Raw genomic sequence first — 14,902 nt, 5'->3', positions numbered from 1 at the left:
CGGTTACGCCTCCGCCCGGAAGGCCGCGTGCAGGCGGTCAAAAGTCTGGCGCTTCCAGTTCAACAGATCGGGCATTGTGGCGTTTCGGTCGTATCCGGCAAAGCAGCGCGCCAAGGTCTGCGGGGTGGCGCTGAGCGTGAAGGGCAGGGTGGCGATCTCGTCCGAACGGTCGGTTGGCCCCAGCAGCAGGGCGGGTTTCAGCATCCCATTGGCGAGCGCGGCGAGGTCCACGCGGTCGGTTAGGATGACATCGGCCTGCGCAAAGGCCTCGGCCCAAAGGTGCCACGCATCGCCAGCCTCGGTGGCGGTCGTGCAGGGGATACCGCCCAGGGCTTCTTTCAACCCCTCGGGCAGATCCGGGCCGGTCCATAGGGCGCGCCGGGTTAGCCGCGACGGTTGTTCATCGACTGGGGCGAAGGTCCAAACCGGCGGGAAGCGATTGTCCACCGCGCCGCCGAAACTCAGCGGGGCATCCGGCAGTGCGGTAACCGTGACGGGCTGGCCGAGAGTCTGGCTGGCGAGGGAGGCCAGCAGCGCTTCCGCTTGGGAAGCTGGGCTGCCGACGCGCACACGGATCGTCACTGTCACGCTCGTTCCTGCTGGCGGTTAAAATCGGAGGCCTTGGTAGCATGATCGGCGCGGCACTTCTATCGAAAGCCGCGCGCCGCCGCCTGGGCGCGGAACTGCCGGGGCGGCAGCGCATACCAGCGCGTGAAGGCGCGGCTGAAGGCGCTGATTTCCGAATAGCCCAGCAGGCAGGCGATATCGGCCAGCGGGACGTGCGTGCGTTCGACGTACAGCCGCGCCAATTGGTGTCGCACGCCCTCCACAAGATCAGAAAAGCTTACCCCCTCGTCGGCCAGGCAGCGTTGCAGCGTCCAGCGGCGCAGGCCGAGGGCGTCGGCCACCTCCTCAATATAGGGCGGGCCATCGACAAGGCGGCTACGGATTTCGGCCTGCACACGGCGGATCAGCGGCACATCCCCGGCGCTGCCGCGCGCCGCTTGGATCAACTGCCCGCGAAGGCGGTCCATCGCGCGCAGGTCGGCCCCGGGCATAGCGATCCCCTCGCTCGGGCGTTTGAAGATCAGCGCATTGGTGCGCTGGCCCCAATGGATGGGGGCACGGAAGGCGCGTTCATGCTCCTGCGCCTGTTCGGGTTGTGGGTGTTCGAAATGCACTTCCTCTGGCGCCCAAGCGGGGCCGAAGACGTAGCGCAGCACATTGACGAACATGCCCATCGTCAGTTCAGCATCCTGCCGCCGCGCGAGAATCGCCCCATCGAGAATACGATATTCGAGCGCTACCATGCCCCCGGCGTGGCGGCAGGCGGTATGGGTAACTTGCTGATGATAGGGAAAGAGATCGGCCAGGGCTTCGAGCGCGCTGACCAGGGTGGGCGCTGCCAGGGTAACGCCGCCGATCAGCCCCAAATCCTGCGGCTGAAACTGCTGGCCGAACCACAGGCCAAAATTGCCATTGCCGGTCTGGGTCGCCGCCTCCTCCATCATCTGCACATAGGCGGCCAAATCGAGCGGCAGGGTGGGGTCCGTGAGCCAAGAAATATCGATGGCGGCGCGGTTCAGCACCGTTTCGGCATTGCCGCCCTGGCGTTCGATAAAGCCAATAACCCCGGAAGCCGCCGCAGCCAGCACGTTGCAGGCCGCCGCAGGGGCGGGCGATGGCGGGGGTATTGGGGCGGCGCGGACCATTTCCCTCCATCCTAGGTTTTAAGGGACGGCGCTGTATCCTCGCCTGAGTTTTTGTTGCGTTGCAACAGGCTTGTCATCCATCGAAGGGGACAGGCGCCAATTTCAGCGCCTGTCCCGGTAGACTTGCCAGTCTCGATGTATCGACGTTACTTGGTGCCGAGCAGCAGATCACCCTCCGCCCCGGCGCGCAGATGCCCGGTTGCGGCGTAATAGACAAAGCCGATGGCATAGAGCACCAGGAAAGCGATGAAGAGGGCGGTATTGTAATAGATCATCGCGATCAGGCAGATGATCCCGGTCGCCAGCGCAATCGCCGGGAAGATCGGGTAGAAGGGCGCCTTGAAGGGGCGGTCCAGCGCAGGTTCGGTCTGGCGCAGGCGGAACAGGCTGGCCATGCTCATAATATACATGACGATAGCGCCGAAGACCGACATGGTCACAATCGCGCCAGTCAGCGTGGTTTCGCCGAAAGTGATGAGATTATCGGAGAAAATCGCCGCGATCCCGATCACACCCCCGGCCAGAATCGCCCAATGGGGCGTTTGGCGGGCGGCATTCACATTCGACAGAACCCCCGGCAGGAAACCCGCGCGCGATAGGGCGAAAATCTGGCGCGAATAGCCCATGATAATGCCGTGGAAGGAGGCGATCAGCCCGAAGAGACCGATCCACACCAGCATATGCAGCCAGCCGGAATTGTCGCCGACGATGGCTTTCATCGCCTGCGGCAGCGGATCGTTGATATTCGACAGGGCCTTCCAATCGCCGACGCCGCCCGCAAAGATCATCGTGCCGAAGGCCAGCACCACAAGGGTTAGAATCCCGGCGATATAGGCGCGCGGCACAATCCGCTTCGGGTCTTTCACCTCTTCGGCTGCCATCGCCGCGCCTTCGATCGCCAGGAAGAACCAGATCGCGAAGGGGATGGCGGCAAAAATCCCGCCGAGCGACGCTACGGTGAAGGTCGATTCGCCCGCCCAGCCGCCTGCGGTAAAGTTCGCCCAGCTAAAGCCCGGCGCGACCACGCCCATGAAGACCAGCAGTTCGAAAATGGCCAGCAGGGTCACGCAAAGCTCGAAGGTCGCGGCAATGCTGACCCCGGCGATGTTCAGCGCCATGAAGACGATATAGGCGCCGACCGCGATCATCTTGGGGTCAAGCGCCGGAAACTGCACGTTCAGATACGCGCCGATGGCAAGGGCGATGGCGGGCGGGGCGAAAACGAATTCGATCAGCGTGGCGAACCCCGCCACAAAGCCGCCGGTTGGTCCGAAGGCGCGGTAGCTATAGGCGAACGGCCCGCCCGCGTGCGGAATAGCGGTGGTGAGTTCGGTAAAGCTGAAGATGAAGGTGACATACATGGCGGCGACGAACAGCGTCGTTACCAAGAACCCGAGCGTTCCGGCGGAGGCCCACCCGAAGCTCCAACCAAAATACTCACCCGAAATGACAAGGCCAACGGCAATCCCCCACAGGTGGATACCGCTTAGGCTTTTACTTAACCCTGTTTTGCTTGAGGACATGAAACTCTCCTGTTCAACGAGATTTTGGGTTGTTTTCCACCCAGTTTTTTTTGTTTTTCTCGTCCTATCGGCGGGCGCCTACTTGAGGACGGTTTATTCGTCCTATCGGCTGACGCCTACTTGAGGACGTTGTTGTTCACCTCTGCCGCCGATAGTCCCGTAACCGGGGCGTTTTCCTTCAAATCGACGCCGGAGAGGCGCAGGCGCACCGCCTCCCGCGCCAGCCAGGCCGCCTTATCGGCGGCCAGGGCATAGCTCAGCCCATCCGCGTGGATATTGGACAGGCAGTTGCGTTCCGAATCCCGCCGCCCGCGCTTGGGGCGATAGGTCATGTAAATGCCAAGACTGTCGGGAACCGAGAGGCCCGGCCGCTCCCCGACCAACAGCAGGCACAGCTCGGCCCCCAGCGCCTCCCCCACGTCATCGCCGAAGGCAACGCGCGCCTGTTCGCCCAGCACGATGGGGGCGATGCGCCAGCCGGGGAGGCGTTCGATACAGGCTTTCACCATCGGCGCGGCATGGGTCTGCACGGCACCCGCCGACAGACCATCGGCAATCACAAAGACCAAATCCCAGGGCTGCGGCGGCACGTCCGCCAGTTTGGCTGCGCTGTCCGGGTGCAGTTTGCGCCCAAGGTCCGGGCGGCGCAGATAGGTGGAGCGGTCCCCCGCCCAGGATTTCAGACGGATCGTCGGCAGCGGCGCGAGATCGGCGGCGAGTTTGTCGAAATCCACCTGCCCATGCACGGCGTCGCGGGCGCGGGCGTGGGCAAGCTGAAACTTCAGCAGTTCCCCCGTCGGTAGCCCATCGCCCGCCCGCCCCAGACCGATGCGGGCGCGGGTGCTGCGGCGCAGGGTTTCCCAGGGATCGGGGCTCATGCCACGTCTCCCGCCGTCAGCAACCGCGTCAGCGTTGGGGCGGCGGGGGGCGGCAGGCGGCCACGCGCGTCCAGCATCTCCATCCGCCGCAACCAGGCTTCGAACTCCGGCGCGGGTTGGCGGTTCAGCAGGTGCCGCAGCGACACGATGTCGTGGTACGACAGGCTTTGATAATTCAGCATAATATCGTCGGCGCCCGGCACGCCGATCACGAAATTGACGCCCGCTTGGCCCAGCAGCAGCATCAGACTATCCATATCGTCCTGATCGGCTTCGGCGTGGTTGGTATAGCAAACGTCCACGCCCATCGGCAGGCCGAGCAGCTTGCCGCAGAAGTGATCTTCCAGCCCGGCCCGGATGATCTGCTTCGAATCATAAAGATATTCCGGCCCGATGAAGCCGACGACGGTATTGACCAACAGCGGCTTAACCGCACGGCAGACGGCATAGGCGCGGACTTCCAGCGTCTGCTGATCGACGCCGTGGTGCGCCCCCGCCGACAGCGCGCTGCCTTGGCCGGTTTCGAGATACATGACGTTATCGCCGACCGTGCCACGCTTCATCGACAGTGCTGCCTCCCGCGCTTCGTGCAGCAGGGCCAGGGTGACGCCGAAGCCCTGGTTCGCCGCTTCCGTCCCCGCGACCGACTGGAACACGAGATCGAGCGGCGCCCCCTGTTCGATGGCGGCGATGCTGGTCGTCACATGGGTCAGCACGCAGGATTGCGTCGGGATGTCATAACGCTGGCGGATCGCGTCCAGCATCTCCATCAGCTTGACGCAGGCAGGGAGATTGTCGGTTGCGGGGTTGATGCCAATGACGGCATCGCCGATACCGAACAGCAGCCCATCGAGGGTGGAGGCGGCAATCCCGGCAGGGTCGTCCGTCGGGTGATTGGGTTGCAAGCGGCTGCCGAGCCGCCCCGGCAGGCCGAGCGTGGTGCGGAACGCCGTTACCACCTGGCATTTTGCCGCCACGGCGATCAAATCCTGATTGCGCATCAGTTTCGAGACGGCAGCGGCCATTTCCGGCGTGATGCCAGGGGCGACGGCGGCCAGCGTTTCGGTATCGGCGGCATAGGACAGCAGCCATTCGCGGAACTGCCCGACCGTTAGCCCAGCAATCGGCGCGAAAGCGGCGGCGTCGTGGCTGTCGAGGATCAGGCGCGTGACCTCGTCCGTTTCATAGGGCACCAGCACATCATCGAGGAAGGCCGCTAGCGGCACCTCCGCCAGCGCCATTTTCGCGGCGACCCGGCGTTCGTCGGTCGCGGCGGCGATGCCTGCCAGCTCATCCCCCGACCGGCGCGGCGAGGCGCAGGCCAGCAGCGTTTTTAGGTCGTTGAACAGGTGGCGCTCGCCGCCTATCACATGGCTGTAAACCGGCATTGGCCCTCGGCTGCAAAAAACGAATGGGCAAGCCTACACCCGTTCGTCGTGCAGTTATTTGACATCTGAACACAGTTCCGCCCCAATTCAGGCCCGGTCCGAACTTTGGGAGCCTGCCATGTCCTTGCCCTTCGCGTTGACGCTCGGCGATCCTGCCGGGGTGGGGCCGGAGTTGATCTGCAAACTGGCGGCTGATCCTGCGCGTCCGAAAGTGCCGTTGCTGGCGATTGGCGATCTTGGCATTTTGCGCCGGGCGGCGGCGATTGTTGCGTCGGGGCTAACGTTGGTGGCGGTGGATACGCCGGAAGCGGCGCTGTCCGTCCCGCTGGGGGCACTAGCCGTCTTGCCGCTCTCCGTGCCGCTGCCCGATGATTTGCCGTTCGGCAAGGTCGATGCCCGCGCCGGGGCGGCGGCCTATGAATCTCTCTGCATCGCCATCGACCTTGCGATGGAAAAACGTATTGCCGCCATCGTCACGCCGCCGTTGCACAAAGAGGCGCTGAAGGCGGCGGGCGTCCATTTCCCCGGCCATACGGAAATTCTCGCCGCCCGCTCCAACACGCCCGAAGTGGCGATGATGCTGGCGAACGAGGAGTTGCGGGTGCTGCTTGTCTCCATCCACGTGTCTTTGCGCGACGCTATCGCTGCCGTGACGCCGGAAGCCGAGTTGCGCGCCCTGCGCTTCGCCCATCAAGCCGGGAAAGCCTATGGCATTGCCCGCCCGCGCGTGGCGGTCGCGGGCCTCAATCCCCATGCCGGGGAAGGCGGTTTGTTCGGGCATGAAGACGCCGAGATCATCGCCCCCGCTATTGCCGCAGCGCAGGCGGAGGGTATCGACGCCAGCGGCCCCTGGCCGGGCGACACGATCTTCATGCGCGCCCGACGTGGGGAGTTCGATATTGTCGTGGCGCAATATCACGATCAGGGGCTGATCCCGGTCAAATATCTTGGCATCGACCACGGCGTGAATATCACCGTGGGCCTGCCCTTCGTCCGTACCTCCGTCGATCACGGCACGGCGTTTGACATTGCGGGAACGGGGACGGCCGACGCCAGCAGCCTATGGGCCGCACTGGAACAGGCGGTGGCGATGGTGGGGGAAACGTAATGCTTTTTTACTCTGCCCATGCCGACGCGGTGATTGCGGCTCGAAAGATCGAGAAAATCTGGGTGGAGAAGACACTTGCCGCGCCTGACTGGATCGAGCCAGACCCTGCCGACCTAACCGTTAGTCGGGCGTTCAAGCAGATCGAAGATTTTGGTAACCGTGTGCTAAGGGTTGCTTATCGGCCTATTGGGGCTGATATATTAGTGATTACCGTTTTCTTTGACCGGGGGGCGAGACGATGAAAACATCCTACGATCCTGTCGTTGACGCACTCTACGTCAATTTTTCCGCCCACACGCCGGTCGACTCCGAGGAGGTGGCCCCTGGCATTGTCTTCGATTTTGATGCCGAGAATCGTCTTGTCGGGATCGAGGTGCTGAATGCGAAGGCGCGGGTGGCGACGGATACGCTGGTAACCGCCGCCGAATAAGGTTGAGACTCTAGGCCGCCAACGCCTTTTGAATATAAATCTCCCGCAGCTTGGTCGCGACCGGCCCCGGTTTGCCTGGGCCGATGGGGGTGCCGTTTAGGCTTGCGACGGGCGCAACGAAGGTTGAAGCGCTGGTGAAAAATGCTTCCTGCGCCGCCTGGGCTTCGGTAACCGTGAACGCGCGTTCTTCCAGCACTAAGCCGGTTTCGGCGATCAGCGCGGTAATGGCGAGACGGGTCACGCCGGGCAGCACCGTGCGGGTAAAGGGGCGCGTGACCAGTTTGCCGTCGTGGGTGACAATAAAGGCGGAGGAAGAGGCGCCTTCGGTGACGAACCCATCCTCGTCCACCATCCAGGCTTCCTGCGCCCCGGCGCGGGCGGCAGCTTGCTTGGCGAGCACCTGGGGCAGCAGGGCGACGGATTTAATATCGCGCCGCGCCCAGCGCAGATCGGGCACGGTGACGACCTTCGCCCCGGTTTCGGCGAGTTTCGAGGCGACGATGCTTTTGGGCTGGGTGAACATCACGACGGTCGGTGCCAAATCATCGGCATAGGTAAACTCCCGCTCCGCAACCCCGCGCGTTACTTCGATATAAACCGTGCCTTCGGTCAGCCCATTGCGGGCGATCAATTCGTTCTGAAACCCAATCCATTCTTCGGTGGAATAGGGGTTCGGAATGTCGATTTCTTTCAGTGACCGGTCGAGCCGCGCTAGGTGCGGGGCGTTATCGATAGTGCGGCCGTTCAGCACGGCGCTAACCTCATAGATCCCGTCGGCAAACAGAAAGCCCCGGTCCATGATCGAGATTTTGGCGTCGGCGGCGTCAACAAAGGCGCCGTTGAGCATGACGATACGCGGCATCTGTCCTGTTCCTTATGCTGCGGCCCGGTCGCCTTCGGTGACCGTGGCCAGAAAATCCTGAATGGCGTGGGCGAGCTGGTCTTCGGATTGGGCGAGGGCGCCCGCGATCCGTTCCAAGTCGGCGGTGGCGCCGGAGGTGCGCTCGATCAGCGTGCCGATCTGCCCCATGTCGGCGCGGATACCGCCCATCCGGTCCTCGGCGGACCCGGCGGCGGCGGCGATTTGGCCGGTGGCGGCTTCCTGTTGGCGCACCGCGTCCGCAATCTGGCGGCTGACGTCGCCAAGGTCGGCCAGAACCGTTTCCATCTCGCGGGCGGCGCTGACCACATGGCGGGTTGCGCTCTGGATGCCTTGCACCTGCTCGGCAATGCCATCGGTCGCGGCGGCGGATTGGGTGGCAAGGGTTTTGACTTCGGAGGCGACGACGGCGAACCCGCGCCCGGCTTCCCCAGCACGGGCCGCCTCGATGGTGGCATTGAGAGCCAACAGATTGGTTTGTTCGGCAATCTGCCGAATAAGGGTGACAGCGCTGCCGATCTGGTCGGCGGCGGTTTCAAGATCGGCGGTGCGCTGGCGCGAGGCGGTGCCGATGGCGTGGGACCGGGCGACAACCTCAATCGAATGATCCGCCCGCGCCGCGATGGTCGCGATGGTCTGCGATAGGCTGCGCGCCGCCCCGGCGACTTCGGCGACGTGGGCGCCTGCATCGCTCGCCGCGCCCTCCACCCGCCGGGCTTGGCTTTGCGAATTGCCGACCTGCGCCCCAAGCTCGCGGGAGGTATCGCGCACCTGCTGGCCCGATTGGCGGGTTTCGGCCAGGGCATGGTCGATTTCGGTGCGGAACCGGGCGATGGCTGTTTCCATCAGCTTTTGGCGCTCGGCTTCCCGGCGCTGAATTTCTTCCGCTTCCCGCAGGCGGATACGGTCGGCCATGCCAAGGCGCAAATCTTCGAGCGCGCGGGCCAGGGTGCCCAACTCGTCGATCCGCGATTGGAACGGCACGCGGTGGTCGATTTCCTCCCGCGCAATCGCTTGGGTTGATTGGATCAGCAGCGGCACCGGGCGGAACTGGCGACGGAAGACCAAGAAGCCGATTAATGTGCTGGCGGCGAGCGTGCCGATCAGGATCAGCGCGGCATTGCGCGTCAGCACCCGTTCGGCCTGGCGCAAAACCGCCTCCCGCCCAGCCGAGACCAGCACGGCACCGATGGTCCCTTTGGGCGTGACGATGGGCGTTGCGCCGATGAAATGCGCTTCGCCCGCGAGGGGAAGGAAGGTGAAATCCGCCTGCCCCGCCTTCAGCGCTTGGGCAAGGGGGGTTGCGGCGGCAAGGTTGAACCCGTCCCGCGCGCGGCGGGCGCTGGTGACCAGCGGCATAAAACTACCATCGGGCTGGGCCGCGAAAATCCAGGTTTCGCCGAAGGCGCGCTGCGCGACCCCATCCACAACATCTTCCGGCGTCAGACCGGTGATGAGCAGCGAGGCATCGTCGGCAATCGGCTTATCGGTGGTGATGCGGGCGGGCACGCCCTGGGTCGTGGTTTCGACCCCAATGTAGGTATAAACGTCCCGCAAAGCCCCGACGGCCACCCTGAGGCGCGTTTCTGCCGCCGTCTGCCGCTGGTCCGCCGTCACCTGATCCAGCATCACCCAGCCGCCGAGCGAGCCGGTGAGGCTGGCGAGCGCCGACAGGATGAGCAGGGTAGACATCGACCGGGCGAGCAACGACTGCCGGAACAACGCACCAAGGCGGCGGGTCTGGGCCATGCGGGGGTGTCCTTTCCGGCTTAATGGGACAGGATTTTCGACAGGAACATCTGGGCGCGCTCGCTTTGCGCGCCGGTGAAGAAGGCGGTTTTCTCCGCATCCTCCACAATCTCGCCCCGGTCCATGAAAACGACGCGGTGGGCGACTTTGCGGGCAAAGCCCATTTCGTGGGTCACCACCATCATCGTCATGCCGTCGCGGGCGAGTTCCACCATGACATCCAGCACCTCATTGATCATTTCGGGATCGAGGGCCGAGGTCGGTTCATCGAACAGCATGGCAATCGGGTCCATCGCCAAAGCGCGGGCAATGGCGACGCGCTGTTGCTGACCGCCGGAGAGTTGACCCGGGAACTTATGGGCGTGCTGGGACAGACCAACGCGGGCCAGCAGCGCTTCGCCCTTCGTCATCGCCTCATCGCGCGACCGGCCCAGCACCTTTTGCTGCGCAAGGCAGAGGTTTTCGGTGATCTTCAGGTGCGGGAACAGTTCGAAATGCTGGAAGACCATACCAACGCGGGCGCGCAGTTTCGGCAGATTGGTGCCCGGCGCTTTCAGGCTGGTGCCATCGACAATGATCTCGCCGCTATCGAATGGCTCCAGCGCGTTCACGCATTTGATCAAGGTCGATTTGCCGGAGCCGGAGGGGCCGCAGACCACCACCACCTCGCCTTTCGCGACAGACAGGGTGCAGTCCTTCAGCACTTGGAAATTCGGGCCGTAGAATTTGCTGACGTTCTTCAGCGTGATCATATCGGTCATGACAGGTCTCCGGCGGATCAGCGGATGATCGCGATGCGGCGCTGCAAGCGCTTCACCAGGGTCGAGGCCGTGAAGGAAATGAGGAAGTAACCGGCGGCGGCGAAGAGATACATTTCCACCAGCCGCCCATCGCGCTGCGCCACCTTGGAGGCCGCCCCGAGGAAATCGGGGATCGAGAGCACATAGACCAGCGACGTATCCTGAAACAGCACAATGGTCTGGGTCAGTAGCACCGGCGCCATATTGCGGAAGGCTTGCGGCAGGATCACCGATCCCATGACTTGCCGGTAGGTCAGGCCCAGAGCATAGCCCGCCATCATCTGCCCGCGTGCAATCGATTGAATGCCGGCGCGCATGATTTCCGAAAAATACGCTGCCTCGAACAGAGTGAAGGTGATGAGACTGGAGGCGAAGGCCCCCACGGCAATTGGCCGGTCGGTTCCCAAAGCCCATTGCCCGATATAGGGCACTAGGAAATAGAACCAGAAGATCACCAGAACCAGCGGTAGGGAGCGCATGGTGTTGACATAGCCCGCCGCGACATAGGGCAGCACTGGCAGCGAGCTTAAGCGCATCAGGGCGATCAGCGTGCCGAGCACAATCCCGCCAAGGGTGGCGAGCGCGGTCAGCGTTAGGGTGAAGACCAGCCCTTCCTTCAGAAGATAGGGCAGGGTGCGCCAAATAACGTCGAAATCAAAAGAACCGAGCATGGCGCTATTTCCCCTGTCCGTAGCCGGGAATGCGGACCCAGCGCTCCAACGCGCGCATCGCCATCGTCACCAGCAGATTGAGGATGAGGTAAATGACCGTCGCCGCCGTAAACGCTTCGAAGACCTGGAAGGAGAATTCCTGAATGGCGCGCGCGCGCGCCGTCAGTTCGATAAGGCCGATGGTCAGCGCGACGGAGGTATTCTTGATCGTGTTGAGCAGTTCCGATGTCAGCGGCGGCAGAATGATGCGAAAGGCCATCGGCAGCAGCACATAGCGGTAGGTTTGCGCCGTGGTGAACCCCATCGCGAGACCGGCGAGCCGCTGGCCGCGCGGCAGGGCGAGAACCCCGGCGCGCACCTGTTCGGCAACGCGGGCCGACATGAAAAAACCGATGCCGACAACGGCGGTATAGAAGGAAGCATTGGGAAGCTGCTTCAGCCATAGCCCAACGCTCTCCGGCACCACTTCCGGCAGCACGAAGAACCACAGAAAAAGCTGCACCAGCAGCGGAATATTGCGAAACAGCTCGACATAGGCATTGCCGACAGCGACCAGCCCGCGCGACGGCAGCGTGCGGATGACGCCGATCATGGCGCCAAACACCAGCGCCCAAATCCAAGCGCAGGCGGCGGTGGCAATCGTCCATTTCAGGCCAACCAGCAGCATATCGAAATAGGTGCCGGTGCCTTCCGGCGAGGCTTCCCAAAAGATGCCCCAGTTCCAGGTGTAATTCATGGACCCCAGTCCTACGGCGGCGGCGCGGGGCGGTGCGGAGAAGGGGGCGAACCCCCTTCTCCCAGCCCAAAGCGCCCTGTGTGGGGGGAAAGGCGCTTACGAGCCGTAGGCGTCGGGATCGGCGGCGTCGGTCGGGGCACTAAAGGCTTTCCGCAGCCCCGGGGCCATCGGCACATTGAGGTTCAAGCCTTTGGGCGGGATCGGTTGCAGGAACCATTTTTCATAGGTCTTCACGCCTTCCGGGCTTTTGTAGAAAGCAGCGGTGGCGCCATCGACCAGCTTCTTGAAGTCCGGGTCATCCTTGCGCAGCATGATCCCATAGGGTTCCGGCTTCGAAAACGCCTCGGTGCTCAGTTGATAGTCGGCGGGGGCCTTGGAATTGGCGACCAGACTGGCCAGCAGCACATCATCCATCACGAAAGCAACGGCGCGGTCGGTTTCGACCATCAGGAAGGCTTCGGCATGATCCTTCGCCGCCAGCACATTGATGCCCAGGCTGCGGGCCGTGTTCACATCGTTGAGCTGCTTGATGTTGGTCGTGCCGGAGGTGGAGACGACTGTTTTGCCCTTCAGATCGTCGATCTTCAGCAGGCTGTTCTTCTTCTTCGATACGAAGGCGCTGGCGGTCAAATAATGCGTATTGGTGAAGGCCACCTGCTTTTGCCGGTCGAGGTTATTGGTGGTCGATCCGCACTCAAGGTCCACGGTGCCATTGGCGATCAGCGGGATGCGCGTGGCGGAGGTGACGGGCGTATATTTTACCTCAAGGTTCGGCAGATTGAGCTGCGTCTTCACGGCGGCGACAACGGCGGCGCAAATATCCATCGCGTAGCCGACCGGCTTCTGCTGATCGTCGAGGTAGGAAAAGGGGATGGAGGAATCGCGGTGGCCGACGGCAATCGCGCCGGTTTCCTTGATCTTTTTAAGGGTGCCGGTCAACTCTTGCGCCGAAGCCGTGAAGCTAAGCGCGGTCGCGGCAAGGGCTGCGAGGGTGATCGTCAAACGCATCATTCTCTCTCCTTATCAGTGAACTTCCCTGGGGGTTTCTGCCGCCGTTGGCCGGTCGGCTTTTTCCGGTTTTCGTTTGATGGCGGGTTTCCGCACCGGATGAAGGGGGGCCGGTTCCGTCTGTTTCAACGCCGCCCACAGGCGGTGGACGACAGACCGGCGGTTGGATCGGTCGCAATAGGCGACGATGCTGATGTCGGTGCTCCAGCCGTCGCCGCCCAGCGGCACCAGCGCCTCGGCAGCGGCGGGGGTAATCCCGGAGTCGGGCAACCAGGCGACGCCATGCCCGGCAATCGCCATCTCGCGCAGCACATCGGCCATATCGCTATCGACAACGCGGGTGAAATGCAGCGGCGTCGGCGCCTTATCGATGGTCGCTTCCACCAGCCGGGCGAAATAGATACCGGGCGAATAGCGCAGCATCGGCACCGGGCGGCGCGGTGTGCCGGGGAACTGGACCTGACCGCTTTCGACCAGATGCCTAGCCGCCCAGGGTCGTAGCCGGTCGGTCTCGATCTGCACTTTGTCGAACCGGTCCATATCGAGGAACATCGGCTCCTGCGCGCCATAGAAGCAGATGGCGATATCCACTTCGCCGGAAACCAGGGCGGTGCCGAGGTCGTGAACATTGCCCAGCATCAGGCTGCACGTCAGCTTGTTCCCGGTGGTCCACTGGTCCCACCAGGACGGCAGGCGCGTGGTGGCGAGCGCGTAGGGAATGGCGATGCGGACGTGATCGGCTTTCGCCGCGCCGCCGCCCGACACTTCCGCCCGCGCATCGGCAAGGTTGCGGACAATATCCGTCGCATAGGCGCGGAACTGTTCGCCTGCCGGGGTCAGCCGGGTCGGGTAGAAGCTGCGGTCGATCAACTCCTTCCCCACCCAGGCTTCCAGCGCTTGCAAGCGGCGGCTGAAGGCGGCTTGGGAGGAATTGCGCTGTTCGGCGGCCTTGGTAAAATTACCCGTATCGGCCACCGCCAGAAAATCATAGAGCCAGCGCAAATCCATCGGAATGCCTCCCCTAACCCCAGAGCGCCGCAGGCGCGGGGGTGATGGTGCTGCCGGTAAAGCTAAGGCCTGGATCGCGGTCTTTTGCCAGCAGCAGCGGCCCGTCGAGATCGACGAAGCTGGCCTTGCCCGCCAGCAGCAGAGCAGGGGCCATCGCCAGCGACGTGCCGACCATGCAGCCGATCATCAGCTTTAGCCCGCGCGCCTCGGCGGCTTCGGCCATCGCAATTGCTTCGGTCAACCCGCCGGTTTTGTCGAGTTTGATGTTGATTGCCTGATAACGCGCTGCCAGGGCATCCAGCGTGCTGCGGTCGTGGACGCTTTCATCGGCGCAGAGCAAGATTCCGGCATCAAGGCCCGCTAAAGCCTCGTCTTTTCCGGCGGGCAGCGGCTGTTCGATAAGCGCGACGCCCGCCGCGCGGCAGGCGGCGAGGCAGGGGTCTAATAGATCGTCGGTCCAAGCTTCGTTCGCATCGACGATCAGGGTACTGTCCGGCGCGCCCTGGCGGACGGCGGCGATGCGTTCCGGGTCGCCCGCACCGCCTAGCTTCACTTTCAGTAAGGGCCGATGGGCGGCCTTCTGCGCCGCCTCCCGCATCGTCTCCGGCGTGCCGAGGCTAAGGGTATAGGCCGTCACGGCGTCGCTTGGGGCAGGCAGGCCCGCGCGTTTCCACACCGGCACGCCGGATTGCTTGGCTTCCAAATCCCACAGCGCACAATCCAGCGCATTGCGCGCCGCGCCGGGTTTCAAGCGCGTCAGAAGCCCCAACCGGGCGTCGGCGGGAGAGGTTTGACCGGTCAGCCATTCCCCTTGCGCTTCGATCAGTTCGATCACGCCCTCAACGCTCTCGCCGTAGCGCGGGTAGGGCACGCATTCACCCCAGCCCTGCGTCCCATCCTGCCGAACGAAAACAGTGACAACGCGCGCTTCCGTGCGGCTACCGCGCGAGATGGTGAAACTGCCCGCAATCGGCCAGCTTTCGAACCGGACGTCCAGCGCAATGCCCATGC

The 14,902-nt window shown here is 63.5% G+C and carries 16 protein-coding genes; 3 read left to right on the top strand and 13 right to left on the bottom strand.

Annotation, left to right across the window (positions count from 1 at the left end):
* Positions 1 to 3: 3 nt before the first annotated feature.
* The 5 genes from CHR90_RS17540 to CHR90_RS17520 form a co-directional block, all read right to left on the bottom strand.
* Entirely contained in the window at positions 4 to 588 is a 585-nt protein-coding gene (locus CHR90_RS17540; RefSeq protein ID WP_141210983.1) for a hypothetical protein, read from the bottom strand.
* A 59-nt stretch (positions 589 to 647) separates the two neighbouring features.
* Entirely contained in the window at positions 648 to 1,712 is a 1,065-nt protein-coding gene (gene qhpR, locus CHR90_RS17535) for an AraC-like transcriptional regulator QhpR (RefSeq protein ID WP_094410417.1), read from the bottom strand.
* A gap of 146 nt (positions 1,713 to 1,858) precedes the next feature.
* Positions 1,859 to 3,235, bottom strand: coding sequence for an ethanolamine permease (eat, locus tag CHR90_RS17530; protein ID WP_094410416.1), 1,377 nt, complete (start codon positions 3,233 to 3,235; stop codon positions 1,859 to 1,861).
* Positions 3,236 to 3,351: 116 nt separating this feature from the next.
* Positions 3,352 to 4,113, bottom strand: a complete 762-nt coding sequence (gene eutC, locus CHR90_RS17525) for an ethanolamine ammonia-lyase subunit EutC (RefSeq protein ID WP_094410415.1) — start codon at positions 4,111 to 4,113, stop codon at positions 3,352 to 3,354.
* Complete coding sequence (locus CHR90_RS17520) at positions 4,110 to 5,501, bottom strand: ethanolamine ammonia-lyase subunit EutB (RefSeq protein ID WP_094410414.1); 1,392 nt, start codon at positions 5,499 to 5,501, stop codon at positions 4,110 to 4,112. The genes eutC and CHR90_RS17520 overlap by 4 nt, the downstream gene beginning before the upstream one ends.
* A 118-nt stretch (positions 5,502 to 5,619) precedes the next feature.
* Between CHR90_RS17520 and pdxA the strand changes: the two genes are divergently transcribed.
* From pdxA to CHR90_RS17505, 3 genes are read left to right on the top strand one after another with little or no spacing between them, the layout of a single operon-like run.
* Complete coding sequence (pdxA, locus tag CHR90_RS17515; protein ID WP_094410413.1) at positions 5,620 to 6,609, top strand: 4-hydroxythreonine-4-phosphate dehydrogenase PdxA; 990 nt, start codon at positions 5,620 to 5,622, stop codon at positions 6,607 to 6,609.
* The gene (locus CHR90_RS19965) at positions 6,564 to 6,851 is read left to right on the top strand and encodes a DUF4258 domain-containing protein (protein ID WP_373283859.1); all 288 of its coding nucleotides are present in this window, start codon (positions 6,564 to 6,566) and stop codon (positions 6,849 to 6,851) included. Before pdxA ends, CHR90_RS19965 begins: the two co-directional genes overlap by 46 nt.
* Positions 6,848 to 7,039, top strand: a complete 192-nt coding sequence (locus tag CHR90_RS17505) for a DUF2283 domain-containing protein (RefSeq protein WP_094410411.1) — start codon at positions 6,848 to 6,850, stop codon at positions 7,037 to 7,039. Before CHR90_RS19965 ends, CHR90_RS17505 begins: the two co-directional genes overlap by 4 nt.
* A 10-nt stretch (positions 7,040 to 7,049) precedes the next feature.
* Here CHR90_RS17505 and CHR90_RS17500 read toward each other — a convergent pair whose 3' ends face one another.
* The 8 genes from CHR90_RS17500 to dgcA all read right to left on the bottom strand — a co-directional run bounded on the left by CHR90_RS17500 (position 7,050) and on the right by dgcA (position 14,900).
* Entirely contained in the window at positions 7,050 to 7,901 is an 852-nt protein-coding gene (locus CHR90_RS17500) for a D-amino-acid transaminase (protein ID WP_094410410.1), read from the bottom strand.
* Positions 7,902 to 7,913: 12 nt separating this feature from the next.
* The gene (locus tag CHR90_RS17495; protein ID WP_094410409.1) at positions 7,914 to 9,668 is read right to left on the bottom strand and encodes a methyl-accepting chemotaxis protein; all 1,755 of its coding nucleotides are present in this window, start codon (positions 9,666 to 9,668) and stop codon (positions 7,914 to 7,916) included.
* Positions 9,669 to 9,688: 20 nt separating this feature from the next.
* Positions 9,689 to 10,420 (bottom strand): amino acid ABC transporter ATP-binding protein, encoded by a 732-nt coding sequence (locus CHR90_RS17490; protein ID WP_094410702.1) that lies wholly within the window; start codon positions 10,418 to 10,420, stop codon positions 9,689 to 9,691.
* 26 nt (positions 10,421 to 10,446) lie between these two features.
* Positions 10,447 to 11,139, bottom strand: a complete 693-nt coding sequence (locus tag CHR90_RS17485) for an amino acid ABC transporter permease (protein ID WP_094410408.1) — start codon at positions 11,137 to 11,139, stop codon at positions 10,447 to 10,449.
* Between the two features lie 4 nt (positions 11,140 to 11,143).
* Entirely contained in the window at positions 11,144 to 11,875 is a 732-nt protein-coding gene (locus CHR90_RS17480; protein WP_094410407.1) for an amino acid ABC transporter permease, read from the bottom strand.
* Between the two features lie 96 nt (positions 11,876 to 11,971).
* Positions 11,972 to 12,886: an amino acid ABC transporter substrate-binding protein gene (locus CHR90_RS17475; RefSeq protein ID WP_212668722.1), complete on the bottom strand. Its 915-nt coding sequence runs from the start codon at positions 12,884 to 12,886 to the stop codon at positions 11,972 to 11,974.
* Positions 12,887 to 12,898: 12 nt separating this feature from the next.
* A complete protein-coding gene (locus CHR90_RS17470; protein ID WP_094410406.1) occupies positions 12,899 to 13,891 on the bottom strand; it encodes a LysR family transcriptional regulator in 993 nt (330 codons plus the stop codon).
* Positions 13,892 to 13,904: 13 nt separating this feature from the next.
* Positions 13,905 to 14,900 carry an N-acetyl-D-Glu racemase DgcA gene (gene dgcA / locus CHR90_RS17465; protein WP_094410405.1) on the bottom strand — a complete coding sequence of 332 codons (996 nt, stop codon included), beginning with the start codon at positions 14,898 to 14,900 and terminating at the stop codon, positions 13,905 to 13,907.
* Positions 14,901 to 14,902: the final 2 nt, after the last annotated feature.

The organism is Elstera cyanobacteriorum (assembly GCF_002251735.1).
Taxonomy (GTDB): domain Bacteria; phylum Pseudomonadota; class Alphaproteobacteria; order Elsterales; family Elsteraceae; genus Elstera; species Elstera cyanobacteriorum.
Note: the sequence above shows the minus strand (reverse complement) of the source record. Positions and strands in the feature narration are given on the sequence as shown.